Raw genomic sequence first — 19,178 nt, 5'->3', positions numbered from 1 at the left:
GCACCGGCAAACGGCGCGACTAGTCGAGCAATTGATCGTCGAGGATGTCGGTCTCGGTGCCGACGGATTCCAGGCGCAGCGCGACGGCGGTGACCAGGGCGTGGACCAGTCCCGTGAAGGCGGTGAGCGAGCGCAGCACGGTGAGGGATCCGGTTCCGACATAGAAGGTCACATCGGCGATGCGAGCCAGCGGGGAGGACGCGTCATCGGTGAGAGCGATGACGGTGGCGCCACGGCGGCGCGCCGACTCGACCGCGCGCACGGTGTCACTGCTGTAGCGCCGGATCGATACCGCGACGAGTGCGTCGCCGGGTTCGACATCGCGCAGTTCGTCGGTCAGCACCCGCGCCGTCGCGCCGAGCTGGCGGACCCGATGGCGCACCATCTGCAGCTGGTAAGTGGCGGCATAGGCGATCGCGAGGCAGCGCCGCAGCCCGATGACGTGCACGGTCGAGGCATGCGCCAACGTCTCGACCGCCCGGTCCCAGTCGCCGCGATCGATCCGCGCGAAGGTACGGGACATATTGTTCGCGTCGTATTCGGTTATCGCGGTGAAGAACTCGTCGTTCGAGCTCGGCGGCGGCGCATCGGCGGGTCTACGCACCAGATACGCCTCGGCGGCGAGTTGCCTGCGGCACAGTTCGACCAGGCCCGGATAGCCGGGCAGGCCGAGCATGGTGGCGAAACGCACCAGGGAGGAACGGTGCACGCCCGCGAGTTCGGCGCTCTGGCCGATACTGCGGAATGCGGTTCCTTCCGGATCGTCCAATACCAGCCTGGCTATGCGCTGTTGGCCGTCGGCCAGTTCGGGCAGGCGCTGCTGTAGGACAGCGCGTAGTTCCTGATAGGTGGTGGGAGCGCTGTCCCGCACGGTAAGCCTCGCGATCGATCGGGGTACTCGAACGATAGGCCGTCACCATAACTGACGGCCCGTCTGGTTCTAGTGCCCTCGGGCAATCACGTTCAACCCACAGGTTTGTCCCAGTTTTGGGGTCTATGCGGATGGGTCCCCTTGTCGAGTCGCGAGGTTCCGTGCCCGCAGACCGGCCCCCGGATCGTTGACCAGGCCATCGGTGAGACCGTCGAACGTGTGCGCATGCCCGCCTACGATGACCATGGGTTGGCTCCGCCATTCGGATCGAAGTTGTTGAAGTTGGCCAGCCGCCGGTTCGACCGCTGCAACGCTTCCAAAAGATTCGCGTCGCCCTGGTTGGCGAAGTATTCAGTGGCAGCGGATTGGTGCTCCAAAGCCAATCGTCGCCCGATGTGCTGGCGGACATCGCGTCCGGCGTTGTCCCATTGAGCAGGAGTGATGGCCCTGAGTTGATGCTCGTCATCCAGCAGGGCGGTCCCGCCCGGCGTTTGCGGGTCGAAGAGCATACGAACGAACTGATGATTATCGCCGACATGATTCACAGGCGCTGTGGAGTGCCGCACGAAGTTGTCCGCCGCGACCACGGCCTGCGCCGCGAATGCCGGCAGCGCGGCGACGCCTTGGTGGTTCTCCACCGCGTACCCCGCGGCGAGCGCCTTCTGCAAGGGCGCGAAGCCGTTCGGGTTGTAGTCCTTCATGCTGGCCTTCTGGACGGCCAAGGCGCGCTGGGCATCGATGACCTGCTGATCGGTCGCACCCATCGCCAGCATAACCGGAGCGATCATCGAGTCCGGGACCTTGCTGTCGCCCAGACCATCCAGAACATTCTGGACACCGAGAGCGGACCTGATTCCGCCGTCGATTCCGTCCAACCGCCCGGCGGCCTTGACCCGCCAGTTCCCGCGGGCAGCGTGGTTGTACTCCTGCAATTGCCGCGCCATCGGCGAGGCGGCGATGTTGTTGAGATCCATCCGCTTCTTCCTGCGCGACAGCGGGTTCAACGGGCCAACCGTGGCCCCGAGGAGCCACGCGGTCGCCGGCGACGCGTTGATCGTGTTCAGCATGCCCATCCCGGACATCAGCCCGCCGTGCAGCGAACCGCCCGCCCGAGCATCCCCCATGCCGAGTGCCGATCCCCCGCCACCTCCACCGCCGGGGCGCGCTCCAGCCCCCTGCATGGCCAGCGCGAACCGGTTGGCGATCCAGTCATTGCCCCGGCTGAGGCCGCGGCTCAGGCGTTTGAGCTGGGAGATGGCGACGATCTCGACGGTGCCCGCGATGACGATCACCGCCATGGTCTGGCCCTTCGCCTGCGCGAACAGATTGCCCATGAACAGCACGTAGATACCGAGGAAGATGGTGTAGGCGGTCATCCGGCCCGCCGCGACAATGCCGTCGACGAGATTGCGGACCAGAAAGGTCTGCGTCGGTCCGTAGACGAATCCGCCTGCGGCGAAACCGAATATCGACATGAATCCGTGGTAGATCGCATCCAGCGCGGCCTTGACGACCCTGATGCCGAGCACCACCGCGAAGGCCAACAGGATGCCACCGCAGATCAACAGCATCAGCCCGGTACCGACCTGTCCCATGGACGGATTCTGGGCCTTGGCGTAGGCGGCGGAATCACCGCAGCTCTGCATGCCCTTGCGGACGCGTTCGTCGTCACCCGCGATCATCCCCGCGGACCAGGCCGACCGGCACGCCGGTTGCTCGTCGACCACATGCCCGAAATTCCACACCTGCACCGGACGCCGGGCGAAGTTGTCCGCCAGATCGCGCTGCATGGTCGTCACCAGTTGGTTCGGATTCGGGTTGTTGTTGCCGTTCAGTCCGGCCGCCACCGAAATTCCCAAATCCCTTCCCTTGGCGAGCAATCCGTCCGAGGACAGCACATCGCCGAGCGGCTCGGCCAGGAATACCGGGCCGAGCACAGCGACACCAAGCATCGTGACGATCTGGAGCACCGCCTTGGCGTGATAGCCACGCAACCAGAACCAGGCGACGCAGAACGCGCCGATCGTCGCGGCGGTGATCAGCAGCATCGGCGTCGCGATCTGACCGGTCAGCCGGTCCGCGACGCCGGTCAGTGCCGAGCCGAACATGTTGAGCCACTGGAAGCTCAGCGCATTGCCGATCAACCAGATCGCGGTCGTCACGATGGCGATATAGCCGATGAATTCGAAGCCGAGGATCGCCCAGAGGATCGTCGAGCCAGGGTCGAGCACCCCGCCGCGGTCGGTCGCGAAGGCATAGTTCGCCAGCGGAACCCCGGACGAATCGCGGATGTGCATCCAGCTGAGGCCGTCGATTTCGGAGACACCGCTGCCGGTCGCCGCGGCCAGATATTGCGCACTGGCCACCGCGCCGACGAGCCCGGGAAAGACGAATAGGACGAAGATGACGGCCAGCACCCAGCCGACCCGCCGCCGCCACCGAATCGCATGGGACATGACGGGGCGCGGACAGCAACCCTTCGAATCCTCGGATACCCACCTCGGCCGGACCGGCCGCCTCTTCGACCGTCTGGCCATACCCCTCAGCATGACGCAACTATTGTTGCGTGGCAACACTTTTAAGAAACCGATTGTTCATCTACTGTCCACTTGGTCAGAGCGCGCGCGACATCATCGCAGGTCGCCTCGACTCCGGTTCCACAGGCGCCCAAGGGATTTCGGATCCTGGAGTACGCGTGCCACTGATGCGGGATCCCGTGCGTCGCTGCCATCGAGTGGCGATGGCGTGGTGTGGCTGGGTACTCAGGGCGTCGCGGGCAACCCCTTCGACGTCATCGGTGCCAGGAACTCGACGCGGGCCGATGCGACGTAGCTATTGCGCTGCTCCAGGAAATTCCGAAGATGTGGCTGCAGCTGGTGTTCCTCGAATGCGTCACGGTCGCAACCTCGTAGATGACGACGATTCCGGTGCGGCACCGCTCCCGCTAGCGGAATAGCGGGAGCAGTGCCGATTCATCTCGCTGGAAACCGATCAGCAGGGCTGATCGACCGGCGTTTTCAGGGGTGCGCCGAACCAGGCGGAAAGAGCCTCGCGCAGCGCGGGCGCGGCGGACTCGCTGGGTTCATCGATGGTTGCGGCCCACGCGAGGTAAGCGTCGGGGCGAATCAACAGGGCGTCGGCTGGCCGGTGATCGGTTTCGGCAGTGTGGATTTCGATGCGATGCTGCCAGTCTCGGGCGATCTCATGGAGCTCCGGTCGGTCGGCGAGGACGAGCAGGACGGGCCGTGCGGTGTGCATGAGTTCCGCGACGCTGATTGTGCCCCGGTCGGTGCGCAGCGCAAGGTCGGGTGCGAAGGTGCCGGTCAAGGCGTTTTCGTTGGGGTTGGGCAGCGGGTAGCGGATGTCGGTGCCCGCAATGAGGGCGCCCACCCGCCGCAACGGCTGCTCATCGAGGAGCAGTTCCTGGAATACCTGCCGAAGCGCTTCGGCCGCCGGGTCTTGCCCGCGACGCAACGCCACCTGGGCCCGAGTGTGCAGCAGTGTCCGCGCGCCAGCGAGGTGACGTTCGTCGTGGTAGGTGTCCAGCAGACCCTCCGGAGCCCAGCCGTCGATGTCGGCGGCCAGCTTCCAGGCCAGGTTGACCGTGTCCAGCATGCCCGCGTTGATCGCCACACCCGTGGCGGGGAACAGGTGGGCCGCATCACCGGCCAGCAGAATCCGCCCGGCGCGGTAGCGTTCGGCCAGCCGATCCTTGAAGGTGAAGCGCGACAACCGAATCGGTTCTCCCAGTGGTAGATCCGCACCGAGCACGCGGCGGACGCTGTCCTGGAACTCGGACAGGGTCATCGGTTCATCGTCGTCATAATCGGTGGACTCGTCTTCGGCGGTGAACAGACCGAGCAGTCCGGGAGTGGTCGACCCGTTCGCGAACATACCGCGATCGGTTTGCGTGAAACCCGCGCGAATCCGGCCGAACCCGGGCACCTCGAGGTCGCCGTTGTCGAGCACGGTCACCGAATCGTGCACAGCGACCTGAACCAGCCGGTTGACCTCCGGATATGTGGTGCCGGGAAATGCGATGCCCGCCATATCGCGGATCCGGCTGTGTCCGCCGTCGCAGCCCACCAAGTATCGGGCGCTCACCTGGTAGGACCCGTCCGGCCCGCGCACCTGCGCGGTCACCGTGGCGTCGTCCTGGCTCACCCCGACCACCTCATGTCCGCGGTGGATGTCGACGCCCAGTTCAGTGACCCGTTCGGCGAGCACGCGCTCGAGTCGATGCTGTGCGAGCGGCAGCGCGTGCAGCGGTGGATCCGCCAGCTGCGTCAAGTCCACGTGCACACCGCCGAACGGGAAGCGGGGAGCCGGGATGGGGTCGGTATTGGCTGCTTCACAGCGTTCCAGCAGGCCGCGGTAGCGCAGCAGTTCCAGGATTCGCCCGCCGATACCACCGGCCTTCGGGATGTCTCGGGGCTGCGGCTTCCGCTCCAACAGCAGCGGTCGCATACCGCTCAGACGCAGCTCGGCGGCCAGCATCAACCCGGTCGGGCCCGCACCCACGATGATCACATCGGTGTCGGTCACATGCATTCGGTTACTTCCCATCTCCGCAGGTTCTGGCCTCGGCCAGCGATTCTGCAGCACCACCCGGGTCTTGCCGCAATCCCGCTGGTGCGTTATACGTTGAGAAGGGAAACCCGCGATGCGACAAGTTCGCCGCAGCGGGGAGAAATTCGGGCGGTTGAGGATTCGTGCTGCGTGTCGCCGGTTACCCGGCTGCGGAGACCTGCGGGTAGTGCACCGCCGGGTCGGCGGCGAGCCCGGCTTTGACCTGCCGAGTCGAACGCCAGCTCGGCACCTACTCCGACCTCGACAAGGCCCGGCGCGGACTCACCAACGCCATCGTCGCCTACCTCGAGGGTTCTCGATCGGCGGTTTGATCGATCATCCGCACCAGATCAGCAGCGACAATGCGCGCTTCGAGCATCAATGAAAAACGACCCGGAACATTTGAGTTCCGGGTCGTTTCCCTAGTAGCGGGGACAGGATTTGAACCTGCGACCTCTGGGTTATGAGCCCAGCGAGCTACCGAGCTGCTCCACCCCGCGTCGGTAAACACAACATTACACACGTCTACGCACGGAAGGCAAATCGCTTATCTTCCAGGTGGTTTACCCTGGTCAGCGGACCGGATGCCGGGGGATGGCCGGTGCAGTGGGGTTGCACACACCGCCGTCGAGGGACGGTCGCGGACATCCACCGAATCCATCTACCGGACCGGAGCGAACGTGGCGACGAAAGTCGTTCAGAACACAACAGACCGATCGCCTATTGGATTCAAACGTGACCCGAGTCACTATTTCGTAGTGATCCCGAACACATAACGGTGCTATAACCGACCGTCCGGAATCCATTCTCAGAGCATTTGTCACCTGCGCAAACACCGGTATACCCGTTATTCGCATCATGCAATGGGGAAGTTATCAAGATGTGATCTGCTGAGATTTCTTCGTTACCGTCGAGCCACGGCCCGGATCAAACGTGATGGGCTCGAACTCGAACCGCCGAACACCGGCGACCCTGTCCCGCGGTTCGAGGATCCCCGACACACCTGGGGACAGGGACTCGGCATTCGCATTTCCGGGGGCGGTGGGCGCAGGGAGGGAATACAACATGTCGAAGCACCGAAAGCTCAGCACCCGCGCCCTCGGCTATGCCGCCGTCACCGGCGCAATCGTTGCCGTCCCGTTCGGTCTTTCCACCGGCACCGCAGCCGCGGCCCCGTCGCACAATTGGGATGGCGTCGCGCAGTGCGAAAGCGGTGGCAACTGGGGTATCAACACCGGCAACGGCTACTACGGCGGTCTGCAGTTCTCGCAGAGCACCTGGGCGGCCAACGGTGGCCACGGTTCCGCCAATAGCGCCAGCAAGGAAGAGCAGATCCGGGTGGCCGAGAATGTGCTCGCCACCCAGGGTGCGGGCGCATGGCCGGTCTGCGGTCAGTACCTGCGCGCCGGTGAGTCCGAGCCGAGCCCGGCCGTCGTCGAGCCGGAGCCCGCCGCCCCCGCCGAAGCCGCCCCTGCCCCGGCCACCAACGTCAAGTCCGCCATCGAGCAGGCCAAGTCCGCGGGCTATCAGCTGGCCAAGCAGAACGGCCTGGAGGGCCAGTTCCAGCAGCTGCTGGACCAGAACGGTGCACTGATCGACTCGTTCGGTCGCTGACGTAGGAATCCGACGTCCCTCGGCAACGGCGCCGAGGTCGACGTCGAGCCGACGTCGATGAGAACGGCCCCGTCACCCGAAACCGGATGACGGGGCCGATCTCATGGGATCAGCGACCGGCGTCCTGATACGCCTTCACCGCGGCGTCCAATTCCTCCAGCGCCTTGCCGAAGTCCTGGAAGTTCCCGGACTTCATGGCATTTCGCACACTCTCGATCTTCTTGCTCAGCTCGGCGGCCGCGGCATCCTTGGCGCCGGACCCGGTCGCGGGCGGCGGCGTGCCGCCCTGGGTCGGCGGCGTCGTGCCCTGCGTCGGCGGTGTGGCGCCGTGATCGGCCGGTGGCGTGGTACCCGGTTTCGGCCTGCTCGCCGGATCACCGCCGAACGGGGTGGCCAGCGAGCCCGTTCCGGGCAGCACCTGATTCAGCGCATCGGCCAGGGTGGAGGCGAAGCCGACCTTCACACTGCCCGCCACATCGCGATAGCTCACCAGCACCCGCAGCAGCTGCGGGAAGGTGGAGCTGCCCGCCCCGGTATTTCGCTCGTTGTAAAACGGCTCCACATAAAGGATTCCGCCGTCGGCGATCGGCAAGGTCAGCAAATTGCCATATCTGATCTTGTTCGAGTTCGACAGCAGTGTTTTCTGACTGGAGACTTCGGGCGCAGTCGTCATACTGTTCTGCGTTTGCTGCGGACCCTGCGTCTGGGTATCGGTCGGCAATTGCAAGATCGTGAATTTGCCGTAGCCGTCCGGATCCGAGCGCACCGAAATATAGGCGGACAGGAACTGCCGGTTGTAGCCGACCATGGCGCTGGTCAGATTGAATACCGGCTTATTGTTCGCCGCCGTATCACCCAGCAGCACGTAGTACGGCGGCTGATTGAAGGTGCCGCCCTCGGTGGTCGGATCGCTCGGCACCGACCAGAAAGCGTTGTTGGTGAAGAACTCTCGCGGATTGTCCACGTGGTACTTGGTCAGCATTTCGCGCTGCACCTTGAACAGATCCTCGGGATAGCGGAAGTGCGCGCGCAGTTCCGGTGAGATCTCGCTCTCCGGCTTGACCGCGCCAGGGAACACACCTCGCCAGGCCTTGAGCACCGGGTCGGTCGGATCCACCTCGTAGAGGGTCACCGTGCCGTCGTAGGCATCGACGGTGGCCTTCACCGAGTTGCGGATGTAGCTGACCTCCTTGCGCGGCAACAACCTTCCGGTCTTCTTATCGATGCTGTCCTCGACGGCACCCTCCAGCGAGGTGGTCTGCGCGTACGGGTAGTTGTCCAGCGTGGTGTACGCGTCCACGATCCACTGGATCCGGCCGTTGACGACCGCCGGATAGGCATTGCCGTCGGTGGTCAGCCAGGGCGCCACCTTCTGCACCCGCTCGCGCGGACTGCGGTTGAAGATGATCTTGGAGTTGTCCCCGATGGCCGAGGAGAACAGCAGATTGCGCTCGGTGTACTTGGCCGCGAAGGCCAACCGATTGAACCAGTTCCCGATCGACACGCCGCCCTTGCCGTTATAGGTGAATTGCGCTGTGTCGGAATCGTATTCGCGCGGCCGCGAACCGTTCACGGCGCCGACGATCGCGTAGTCCGGATTGGACTGCGAGATCAGCTCGCCGTAGTAGACGCGCGGCTGGTCTACCTTGATCTGCTGCTGGTCGGTCGAGTTGAACAGGTCGCTGACCAGGAAGATGGGGTAGCCGCTGTCGCTGCTGCCGCCGGTATTGGCGTTGGGATCCTCGTACTGCGGCCGGTTGACCCGGTTGGCGGGCGCCGCGACGAAACCGTTGCCGTGGGTGTAGACGGTGTGCTTGTTGATCCAGTCGGTCTGGTTACCGCTCAGCGCCGACGGGTGCAGTTCGCGAGCGGCCACGATGTAGTCCTGGGTATCGCCGTTGAGGGCGTAGCGGTCGATATCCAGCGACTCCGGGAAGCCATAGAAGTTCTTCAGCTGCTTGAGCTGAGTGAAGGTGGGCGACAAGATATTCGGGTCGAGCAGACGGGCATTGGCGATCGTCGCCGCATCCACCGGAACTTCCAGCGGGCTCTTCGAACTGTCGCCCTTGTAGTCCTTGTACTCGATCTTGTCCGAGGTGATGCCGAACGCCTGCCTGGTCGCGGCGATATTGCGTTCGATGTATTCACTCTCTTTGTCGGCGGCGTTCGGGCGCACCGAGAACTGCTCGACCACCAGCGGCCATACCGCGCCGACCAGGACCGAGGAGAGCACGAGCAGCGCGGCCGCCATCGCGGGCACCCGCAGATCGCGCAGCACGATACCGGCGAAGAAGGCGATCGCGCAGATCACCGCGATGGACAGCAGGATCAGCTTCGCGGGCAGTACGGCGTTGATATCGGTGTAGGAACCACCGGTGAAGGTCGGCTCCTTGCGACTGCTCGACAGCAGCTCGTAGCGGTCGAACCAGTAGGCAACCGCCTTGAGCAACACGAAGATTCCGGCGATCACCGCGAGCTGGATGCGCGCGGGCCTGGTCAGCGTGCCCTCGCGACCGGTAAGGCGCAGGCCGCCGAAGACGTAGTGGGTCACCAGGCTGGCGAAGAATGCGATGACCACCGCGACGAACAGCCAGTTCAGCACCATCCGATAGAACGGCAGGTCGAAAGCGTAGAACCCGACGTCGAGACCGAACTGCGGATCCTTCTGGCCGAACGAATCGCCATTGAGGAACAGCTGCACGGTGACCCAATTCGACTGCGCCACCAGACCGGAGAGCACGCCGAGCACCAGCGGAATGCCGATGCCGAACAGCTTGAGCCGACTCATCACGGTGGTGCGGTAGCGCGCGATCGGATCGTTCGGCCCCGCCACCGGGACAAACACCGGCCTTGTCCGGTACGCCAGCAGCAATGCCAACCACACGACGAGACCGACGAACAGCGCGACGACGATGAACAACAGAATCCGCGTGCGCAATACGGTGAGATAAACGTTGCGGAAACCGACCTCGCCGAACCACAACCAGTTCGTATAAGTGTCGGTGAACCGCGGTCCCAGCAGCAGCAAGGCCGCCAGGATGATGGCCGCCACCAGCAGCACTCTGCTGCGTCGGGACAACGAAGGTAAGCCGGTGGGGGGCCGCATGCCCACGATGCCACTCTCCAAGGTCCGGCGGCGCGCGCACCGATGTTCTCGGCCGTGACACCGCAGTCCGATGTTGCAGGTGGTCCAAAGCGGACCGTTTCGGCCCACTCTACGGAATCTGAGAGGGTACAGACCGGTGGGTTGCGATCGGTCTGCGATTACGCACGCCCCGACCTATCGATTCCGAGCGTTTGATTGGATATCGATGTGACCGCAGACCTGCACGCCGAACTCGTCCTCGCCCGTTCCGTCCGTGAAGTGGCGGAATTCGTCGATGCCGAGGGCTGGGGCAGACCGCCGCAGATGTTCGCGCTGGTGCCGACCGTCGATCTGGTCGCGGCCGAACCCGGATTGCTCGAACAGCTGGATCAGGGCAGCGAGCTGACTCCCATTGCGCAGGAGTCCTTCCCGGAGGACATCACCGGCGGATCGATGGCGCTCGACGAATTCCTCGCGACCACCAGTTGGCCCGATGCCGTGAGCGGCTGTGTGCTCGTCCAGGAGATCGTCGTGCTGCCGCCGGACGCCGAGAGCACCCTCGACGATGCGCTCACCCCGCTGCTCGCCGATCACGAGGCCGCCGACGCCGCCGCACGCGCCGCGGCCGAGACACATCCGGGACGGCGCACGGCCCGGCTGTTCGCCGCGGTACTGCGCACCGGCACGGATCTGTGCCTGTTGCAGGTCAAGCCCGAGGACGATGCCGACGACTTCGGCGATCTCGACCTGCGCACCTATCCGAATCTGGCCCCGAACCTCATCGAGGCACTGCACCACACGATGGAGTGATCAGCCGCAGGAGACGGTCTCCCGACCGGCGTTGATGTCGTTGAGGGATTGCACTGCGCCGCCGAGGTTTTCGACCTTCACCAGGCGCAGACCCTCGGGTGTGCGCTGTTTGGCCTCATTGCAGTTGGCGGCCGGGACCAGGAAGGTCTCCGCACCGGCGTCGCGCGCGGCCATCATCTTGTACTGGATGCCGCCGATCGGGCCGACCTTGCCGTCCTGATCGATGGTTCCGGTACCGGCGACGAACTTGCCGCCGTCCAGTTCACCGGGCGTGAGCTTGTCGATCAGCGCGAGACTGAACATGAGACCGGCCGACGGCCCTCCGATATCGGCGAGGTTGAACGAGACCTCCATGGGCGGGCGCGCACCCTCGGTCGGGGTCAGGCCGAGATAGCCCTTGTTCGCATCGTCGGGGCGGGCGGCCAGGGTGATGGTCGCGGTGTTCTCGGTGTTCTGACGCCGGTAGGTCACGGTGATCTGAGCGCCGGGCGCCTGCGAAGACACTGCGGCGACGACATCCTTGGGCGCGGTCATCGGTGCGCCGTTGATGCTGACCAGTTCGTCGCCCGCCTTCAGCGTCTCCTTGGCCGGGCCGTCGTCGGAGACCTTGCGCACCAACACCACCGTCGGCAGGTTCAGCAAGTGCAGCGCCGCCACCTCGGCATTGCCCTCGGAATCCTTGAAGTCCTGCTGATTGGACTTATCGATCTCCTCGCGCGGGACACCGGGCGGATATACCTCGGCGCGCGGGACGAGTCCGTGCTCACCGCTGACCCAGAACCCGAACGCCTCGAAGATATTGAGTCCGTCGCGGACCGAGACCGTCGTCATATTCAGATGACCGGTCACCGGGTCCACTTCGGCGCCGCGGACATCGACGACCTGCTTGCCATCGACCGAGCCGAGGGTATTGAACGTGGGTCCCGGCCCGAGTGCGACGAAGGGCACAGTGAGCAGACTGCCCACCACACCGAGGACGAGCACCGGGATCAGGGCGGCCACCAGGGTCAGGATCCGACGATTCACCTGGACCACAGTAATGATCGCCGCCGCGCCGGGTCATGCGAGGCGCACATTTACCGGCGTGCGCGTGCCGGGGATTTCGCGCCGCGCGAACATCGACCCCCTACACCACACGCGTAATGTTTGGGGTATGAGTGACCTCCCCTTCGGATTCTCGAACCGCGATGACGACGACCGCAAGCGCGGCGACGAGCCGAGCGGTGCCGGGGCGAACGATCCGTTCGGCTTGGGCGGGGCAGGCGCGGGCGGTTTCGATCCGGCCCAGCTAGGACAGATGCTCACCTCGCTCGGCCAGATGCTCAGTGGGATGGGGCAGCCCGGTTCGGCGCAATCCGGCCCGGTCAACTACGACGTGGCCAAGCGATTGGCCCGCCAGCAGCTCGGCGCGAGTGTGTCGCCGGTCTCCGATAGCACGATCAAGGCCGTTGCCGATGCCGCGCACCTGGCCGAACTGTGGCTGGACGGCGCGACCACACTGCCCGCGGGCGCCACCAGAACCGCGGCATGGACCGCCAACGATTGGATCGAGGAGACACTGCCGACCTGGAAGCGGCTGTGTGATCCGGTGGCCGAACAGATCTCCGGCATGTGGACCGCACAGTTGCCGGAGGAGGCGCGCGAGTTCGCCGGTCCGATGGTCGGCATGCTGGGGCAGATGGGCGGACTCGCCTTCGGCTCACAGCTCGGCCAGGCGCTCGGCCAACTCGCCAAGGAGGTGCTGACCTCCACCGATATCGGGCTGCCGCTCGGCCCGACCGGTACCGCGGCGCTGCTGCCCGCGGCCATCTCGGAGTTCAGCGCCGGCCTCGAGCAGCCGGAAAGCGAGATCCTGGTCTTCCTCGCGGCTCGCGAGGCCGCCCATCAGCGCCTGTTCGGACATGTGCCGTGGCTGCGTCAGCAGGTGCTCGGCGCGGTCGAGGACTATGCGCGCGGCATCAAGATGGACTTCTCCGCACTGGAGTCGGCGGCCCAGAATATCGACCCGATGTCGCTGACCGATCCCTCGAAACTCGAGGAGATCCTGTCCCAGGGCGCATTCGAACCGCAGACCACCCCGGAACAGAAGCAGGCCCTGGAGCGGCTGGAGACGCTGCTGGCCCTGATCGAGGGTTGGGTGCAGGTCGTGGTCACCGAGGCCGTCGGTGATCGACTGCCGGGTGCCGGTGCGCTCGCCGAAACCCTGATCCGCCGCCGTGCCACCGGCGGTCCGGCCGAGCAGACCTTCGCCACGCTGGTCGGACTCGAGCTGCGGCCCCGCAAGCTGCGCGAGGCGGCGGCGCTGTGGCGGCGGCTCACCGCCGATGCGGGCATCGACGCCAGGGACGCCATCTGGGCGCATCCGGATCTGCTGCCGAACTCGGATGATCTGGACTCCCCCGCGGGCTTCATCGACTCGGTGATCGGCGGCGGCGTGGATGCCTTCGACGATCCGCTGGCCCAATTGGCCGAAACCGAGGCACGCGAAAAGGCCGAACGCGAGTCCGCCAAGGGTGACGGTGAATCCGGCCCGAACCTCGGCAAGGACACCGACGCGTCCTGAGACATGTCCTGTTGATAAGCGCGAATTCCTGTGGATTACCGCGGGTTTCGCGCTGATTCGTCGATGACCCGATCCGCATACTGCTGCCATGACTACGAGGCGGATGTGCGGGCCGATGCTGGCGCCGCGGGTGACGGTATTGGTGCGGTCGTCCGGGGTCGTGCAGTTGGGGTGGGATCCGGAGCGGGCGCTGCTACTGGATCGGACGGCATTGGATACCGATACCGTGCTGGCATTCCTGCGACTGCTCGACGGCATGCACAGTCGCCCGCAGGTCATCTGGCGGGCCGGGGAATGTGGCATCGAACCCGAGGACGCGGCGGAGCTGCTGAATCGCATCGATCACGCGGGCCTGCTGCTGCATCCGGATCCGCGGCTGGGGCGGGTGCGTTCGGTGCGGGTGCACGGGCTCGGTCCGCTCTCGGATGCGGTCGCGACCGGGTTGCGCCGGCTCGGGCTGCGACCGAGCCGTTCGCGCGGGTACCGCGCCGACGGTTCGGTGCTGGATTGGCACGGTGAGCTCGTGGTGCTGGCCGATGCGCTCGTCATCGAACCGCACCTGGCCAATGAGCTGGTGCTGCACGGGATTCCACATGTGCAGGTCCGCATTCGCGATGGCAAGGGCGTGGTCGGGCCGCTGGTCTTTCCCGGACTGACGAGCTGTCTGCGCTGCCTCGATCTGACCCGCTGCGAGTACGACCCGGAATGGCCGCAGCTGGCGAGCCAATTGCTGGGCCGGGTGGGGCACGCCTCACCGGCCGGGATCCTGGCCACGGCGGCTTTGCTGCTCGGCGAACTCGAAGCGATCATGCACTGTTCCGCCGAGCGTCAGCTCGACACCATGAACACCACGATCGAACTCGAACTCGATACGTACCGGATCTCGCGCCGGGAATGGCCACCGCACGACGGGTGCGGATGCCGCCGCATTTTCGCTGGTACCACCGGGTGAGAGTGGCGATTCTTACAGTCCGCCAAGCAAAGACATCAAGATTGTCGTGGCGATCGCACGGGTCTGTCCGCCATGATGGGTTACGTGTCTGAGATCGTGCGCCGTCGCTCGTCCCGCAATGCCAAGTTGGCCAAGATTCCGCTGGGTATCGCCGGACGAGCCGCCGTCGGGTTCGGTAAGAAGCTCGCCGGTGGCGATAAGGGGGAGATCAACGCCCAGTTGAATCAAAAGGCCGCCGAGCAGTTGTTCACCGTGCTCGGTGAGCTCAAGGGCGGTGCGATGAAGTTCGGTCAGGCGCTGAGCGTCATGGAGGCCGCGGTACCCGAGGAATTCGGCGAGCACTATCGCGAGGCACTCACCAAACTGCAGGCCGCGGCGCCGCCGATGCCCGCCGAGACCGTGCACCGGGTGCTCGACCAGCAGCTCGGCACCCAGTGGCGGCAGCGCTTCAAATCCTTCGATGACACCCCGGCCGCGTCGGCGAGCATCGGCCAGGTGCACAGGGCGGTGTGGTCGGACGGCCGGGCCGTCGCGGTGAAGGTGCAGTACCCGGGCGCCGACGAGGCGCTGCGCGCCGACCTCAAGACACTGTCGCGGATGACCGGTCTGCTCAGCTCGGTGATTCCGGGCGCGGATGTGAAGCCGCTGCTTGCCGAGATCACCGAGCGCACCGAGGAAGAACTCGACTACCGCAATGAGGCCGCCAACCAGCGCGCCTTCGCCAAGGCCTTCGACGGACATCCGGAGATCGTGGTGCCGAAGGTAGTGGCCAGTGCACCGAAGGTGATCGTGACCGAATGGCTGGACGGCACCCCGGTCTCACAGATCATCAAGCAGGGAGCCGAGGATCCGGAGGGCACGCGTGCGCTGCGCAATCGGGTCGCCGGATTGATGGGCAAATTCCACTTCTCCTCACCGGAGACCGTCGGTCTGCTGCACGCCGATCCGCATCCCGGCAACTTCATGATGCTGTCCGACGGCAAACTGGCCGTCATCGATTTCGGCGCATGCGCACCCATGCCGGACGGCTTCCCGGAGGTCCTCGGTCGGATGCTGGCCCTCGAACTCGACGAACGCTTCGATGAGCTGGTCGAGCTCATGTACGACAACGGCTGGGTGATTCCGGGCCGGACCATTACCGATAAGGAGATCGCCGACTACCTGCGGCCGTTCACCGACCCGATCCAGACCGATTCGTTCCACTTCACCCGCAAGTGGATGCAGCGGGTGGCGGGTAAGGCCTCTGATATCGGCAGTCCGGATATGAAGACCGCGCGGGCACTGCAACTGCCCGCGCAGTACGTGATGATCTTCCGCGTGCTCGGCGGTTCGGTCGGCATCCTGGCCCAGCTCGATGCGGAACTGCCGTTCATGCAGTTGGTGCGGGCCTGGATGCCGGGCTTCCGCGAGGAGCGCTCCGCGAGCTGAAAAGCCGAAAGCGATTGGCCGAGAACGCAAACGAGCCGCCCACCGGATCTCACGGTGAGCGGCTTGTTTGCTTTCTCGTTCCTGGGCCCCACACGGAACGGATTCGGCCGTATCCGGATAGGCCTCAGCGACCGGAGGGAGGGGAATCACAGATCTCATGCCGAGATCGCGACCTTGCGTGGACGTCCACGCGGGCGCTTGCGGGCGATCACGACACCCTGGTCGAAGATCTCACCGCCCCAGACACCCCAAGGCTCGCGCCGATCCATGGCCGCGGTCAGGCAGCCCTTTCGGATGGGGCAAGACGCGCACAGCGCCTTGGCCTGCTCCAACTGGACCGGGCTCTCGGCGAACCACAGATCGGGATCTCCGGCTCGACAAGGCAGGACCTTTGTGACCTCCCGGGTACGGGTGGGCCGTGCCACGGTTCGGCATGTCACGTCAGTAGTGGCTTGTGGCCTCTCTGCGGTGAACACGTCGTTCTCCTTCAGCTCGTTTGCAGCGGTACGTTCGTTCGTTCCGCGAAACCGAGGCCGGTGGTGGCTGAAGGGCCGGTAAAAAATACTGGCCACGGTTTCGCTTCGGGCGATCCGTGGCCAGGAGGTCGGGGAGGTGTTCCCTACCTAGTTCGACATCTCTGTCGAATCCTGATCACGGTCGCTGGGTGTGCGGTGCGGCGGAGGCGTGCCTGCAGATCTGCCGGCGCATATCCGGCCTCAACTGCGAAGACGCCGGCTTCTGCCGTGTGGGCAAATGCCGGGTGCCAGCCCGCGCTTGGCTTGTCCTGAATGACGACGCAAATCGGGGAATGCATGCTCATGGCTTTGCCGTGATCCCCGGATACGCCGACGCCGGACAGACCGATCCCCGGCAAAGCGACTGCTTGCAGGTCGCGCGAACGAACACTGCTCGCGAGGATCCCCCGGGAGGCCGACATGACGGGGCCAGCATTCACCGCAACGCCATCAGCGCTGAAGTTCGTATTGCCATTCATCGGTCTGCCTCCCTCCTGTACTCGTGTCGGTAACTCTGCGCGCCGAGATGACCTCCCGGTGCGTGAATCCCACCATATGTGTTGCCGCTCATTGCGACAACCTATTTTCTACCTGCGGTTTTGTGGGCTTGACCGCAGCCGTGATGCCACTATCGATAACACCTCGGCCCCGTATTGCTCGAGCTTCTTCGCCCCGATTCCCGGGATGGCGGCGAGTGCGTTGTCATCGGCGGGCAGTTGCTCGGCGATCGCGGTGAGTGTGGTGTCGGTGAAGATCACGAACTCACGCACCCGCAGATCCTGCGCTTTCTCCTCGCGCCACGCCTGCAGTGCCACGAGTAGCTCGGCATCGAGTTCGGCCGGGCAGCGGCGGCAGCGGCCGAGCATGGTGGCGTAGGTGCCGATCAACGGTTTGGCACATACCCGGCAGGTCGGGCGCACACCATTCGAGGCACTGTCGGCGACCGGCGCGGCGATTCGCGAGGCGGGCGAGTCGTCGGGCACCAAGCCATTGAGGAACCGCGAGCGCCGCCGTGTACGTCGACTGCCCTCACCGCGCGAGAGCGCCCAGGACACTTGCAGATATTCGCGCGCCCTGGTCACACCGACATAGAGCAGTCGCCGTTCCTCTTCGAGCGCGGCCTGATCGGCGACCGAACCGTCGTCGCCGAGCACATGCGTGATCGGCAGCGTGCCGTCGGCGACACCGACGAGGAACACCGCATCCCACTCCAGGCCCTTGGCCGCATGCAACGATGCGAGGGTTACGCCCTGGACGGTGGGTGGATGCCTGGCCTCGGCGCGCGCGGCCAACTCGCGCAGTAGGCCGATCAGGTCGAGTGCGTCGTCGTGGTCGACCAACTCTTCGGTCAGGCGCACCAGCGCCATCAACGATTCCCAGCGCTCGCGCGCCTGAGCGCCCGCGGGTTCGGTTGCGGTGAGACCGACCGGCGCGAGTGCGGCGCGCACCAAGGTAACCAAGGCCTTACCACTGCGGGACTGATCGGGCAGATCCTCGCGAGCGGCCACCTGACGCAACGCAGATACGGCTTGCCTGACCTCGTTCCGCGCGAAAAAGCCCTCGCCACCCCGGACCTGATATGGAATGTTCTGGTTTGTCAGCGCCTGTTCATAAGCCTCGGACTGCGCATTGATCCGGTAGAGGACCGCGATCTCGGCCGCTGGTGTGCCCGCGGTGATCAGCTTCTTGATCGACCGCGCGACCGCATTCGCCTCGGCCGGGCCGTCGTCGAATTCGGCGAACATCGGTTCCGGGCCGTCCTCACGCTGGCCGACCAATTGCAGTCGGGTGCCCGCGATGCGACCGCGCGCGGCGCCGATCACCCGGTTGGCCAGCGAGACCACCTGCGGTGTCGAGCGATAGTCGCGTTCCAGCCGGACCACCGTCGCCTCCGGAAAGCGGCGAGAGAAGTCGAGCAGATAGCTCGGGGTGGCGCCGGTGAACGAGTAGATCGTCTGGTTGGCGTCGCCGACCACGGTCAGATCGTCGCGGTCGCCGAGCCAGGCGTCGAGCACCCGCTGCTGCAATGGCGTGACGTCCTGATATTCGTCGACCACGAAACTGCGGTAGCGCCCGCGGAATTCGTCGGCCACCGACGGATAGTCCTCCAGTGCGGCGGCGGTGTGCAGCAGCAGATCGTCGAAGTCCAGCAGCAGTCCGTCCGGTGTGGCCTTCAACTTCTCGTAGCCGCTATAGGCCGCCGCGACCCGCATCGGGTCGTACGGCGGCTCGCGGCGATGTTTGGCCACGGCCGCCGGATAGTCCTCCGGTGCGATGAGAGTGGCCTTCGCCCATTCGATTTCGGTGAGCAGATCGCGCACGGCTTCGGTGTGCGAGGACAATCCGGCCTGCTGCGCGGCCTGTGCCACGACCGGGAATTTGCGATCGAGCAACTGCCACGGCACATCGCCGACGATCTGCGGCCAGAAGTACTTGAGCTGACGCAGCGCGGCCGCGTGGAAGGTGCGGGCCTGCACCTGATTGGCCTCGCCGCCGAGACCGAGCGCGCGCAGCCGGTTGCGCATCTCCCCCGCCGCACGCGCGGTGAAGGTCACCGCGAGCACCTGGTCGGCCTTGACGTGCCCGGCGGAAACCAGGTGCGCGATGCGATGGGTGATGGTTCTGGTTTTGCCGGTACCGGCACCCGCGAGCACACAGACCGGGCCCCGGGGCGCGCGGACGGCGGCGGCCTGTTCGGGGTCCAACGAGTCCAACTCCGGGCGGGTGGGCTCGCTCGTTCTGGTTGCCGACACGAGACACATCATGGCAGT

At 65.3% G+C, this 19,178-nt stretch carries 13 protein-coding genes, 1 tRNA gene and 1 pseudogene; 6 read left to right on the top strand and 9 right to left on the bottom strand.

Annotation, left to right across the window (positions count from 1 at the left end):
- Positions 1-19: 19 nt before the first annotated feature.
- From ACQP1T_RS08400 to ACQP1T_RS08390, 3 genes are all read right to left on the bottom strand, one after another.
- Positions 20-871: a MurR/RpiR family transcriptional regulator gene (locus tag ACQP1T_RS08400; RefSeq protein ID WP_433759373.1), complete on the bottom strand. Its 852-nt coding sequence runs from the start codon at positions 869-871 to the stop codon at positions 20-22.
- A 233-nt stretch (positions 872-1,104) separates the two neighbouring features.
- Positions 1,105-3,327 carry a hypothetical protein gene (locus ACQP1T_RS08395; protein ID WP_433759372.1) on the bottom strand — a complete coding sequence of 741 codons (2,223 nt, stop codon included), beginning with the start codon at positions 3,325-3,327 and terminating at the stop codon, positions 1,105-1,107.
- 535 nt (positions 3,328-3,862) lie between these two features.
- Complete coding sequence (locus tag ACQP1T_RS08390; protein WP_433759371.1) at positions 3,863-5,437, bottom strand: FAD-dependent monooxygenase; 1,575 nt, start codon at positions 5,435-5,437, stop codon at positions 3,863-3,865.
- 236 nt (positions 5,438-5,673) lie between these two features.
- Between ACQP1T_RS08390 and ACQP1T_RS08385 the strand changes: the two are divergent.
- Positions 5,674-5,772 (top strand): annotated as a pseudogene (locus ACQP1T_RS08385) (TetR/AcrR family transcriptional regulator); the annotation flags it as partial.
- A gap of 94 nt (positions 5,773-5,866) precedes the next feature.
- On the opposite strand, the gene ACQP1T_RS08380 reads toward ACQP1T_RS08385, so the two are convergent.
- Positions 5,867-5,940, bottom strand: a tRNA-Met gene (locus tag ACQP1T_RS08380).
- A gap of 565 nt (positions 5,941-6,505) precedes the next feature.
- Between ACQP1T_RS08380 and ACQP1T_RS08375 the strand changes: the two genes are divergently transcribed.
- Positions 6,506-7,054 carry a transglycosylase family protein gene (locus ACQP1T_RS08375; RefSeq protein WP_433759370.1) on the top strand — a complete coding sequence of 183 codons (549 nt, stop codon included), beginning with the start codon at positions 6,506-6,508 and terminating at the stop codon, positions 7,052-7,054.
- Positions 7,055-7,163: 109 nt separating this feature from the next.
- On the opposite strand, the gene ACQP1T_RS08370 is transcribed toward ACQP1T_RS08375, so the two are convergent.
- Positions 7,164-10,166, bottom strand: coding sequence for a UPF0182 family protein (locus ACQP1T_RS08370; protein WP_433759369.1), 3,003 nt, complete (start codon positions 10,164-10,166; stop codon positions 7,164-7,166).
- Between the two features lie 201 nt (positions 10,167-10,367).
- Here ACQP1T_RS08370 and ACQP1T_RS08365 point away from each other — a divergent pair, with 201 nt between their 5' ends.
- Entirely contained in the window at positions 10,368-10,949 is a 582-nt protein-coding gene (locus ACQP1T_RS08365) for a PPA1309 family protein (RefSeq protein ID WP_433759368.1), read from the top strand.
- Here the strand turns inward: ACQP1T_RS08365 and ACQP1T_RS08360 are convergent, their stop codons facing one another.
- A complete protein-coding gene (locus tag ACQP1T_RS08360) occupies positions 10,950-11,975 on the bottom strand; it encodes a YlbL family protein (RefSeq protein WP_433759367.1) in 1,026 nt (341 codons plus the stop codon).
- Positions 11,976-12,102: 127 nt separating this feature from the next.
- Between ACQP1T_RS08360 and ACQP1T_RS08355 the strand changes: the two genes are divergently transcribed.
- From ACQP1T_RS08355 to ACQP1T_RS08345, 3 genes are all read left to right on the top strand, one after another.
- Positions 12,103-13,512, top strand: coding sequence for a zinc-dependent metalloprotease (locus ACQP1T_RS08355; protein ID WP_433759366.1), 1,410 nt, complete (start codon positions 12,103-12,105; stop codon positions 13,510-13,512).
- Positions 13,513-13,600: 88 nt separating this feature from the next.
- Positions 13,601-14,464: a hypothetical protein gene (locus ACQP1T_RS08350; protein WP_433759365.1), complete on the top strand. Its 864-nt coding sequence runs from the start codon at positions 13,601-13,603 to the stop codon at positions 14,462-14,464.
- Between the two features lie 75 nt (positions 14,465-14,539).
- Complete coding sequence (locus ACQP1T_RS08345) at positions 14,540-15,892, top strand: ABC1 kinase family protein (RefSeq protein ID WP_433762091.1); 1,353 nt, start codon at positions 14,540-14,542, stop codon at positions 15,890-15,892.
- A gap of 155 nt (positions 15,893-16,047) precedes the next feature.
- Here ACQP1T_RS08345 and ACQP1T_RS08340 read toward each other — a convergent pair whose 3' ends face one another.
- The 3 genes from ACQP1T_RS08340 to ACQP1T_RS08330 form a co-directional block, all read right to left on the bottom strand.
- Entirely contained in the window at positions 16,048-16,368 is a 321-nt protein-coding gene (locus ACQP1T_RS08340; protein ID WP_433759364.1) for a WhiB family transcriptional regulator, read from the bottom strand.
- Between the two features lie 143 nt (positions 16,369-16,511).
- Positions 16,512-16,886: a hypothetical protein gene (locus ACQP1T_RS08335; protein WP_433759363.1), complete on the bottom strand. Its 375-nt coding sequence runs from the start codon at positions 16,884-16,886 to the stop codon at positions 16,512-16,514.
- A gap of 108 nt (positions 16,887-16,994) precedes the next feature.
- On the bottom strand, positions 16,995-19,169 hold the full coding sequence (locus tag ACQP1T_RS08330) for an ATP-dependent DNA helicase UvrD2 (protein WP_433762089.1): 2,175 nt from the start codon (positions 19,167-19,169) through the stop codon (positions 16,995-16,997).
- Positions 19,170-19,178: the final 9 nt, after the last annotated feature.

It is taken from the genome of Nocardia sp. CA-135398, from assembly GCF_050955845.1.
In the GTDB taxonomy this organism is placed as follows: domain Bacteria; phylum Actinomycetota; class Actinomycetes; order Mycobacteriales; family Mycobacteriaceae; genus Nocardia.
This window is presented reverse-complemented; position numbering and strand designations above follow the sequence as displayed.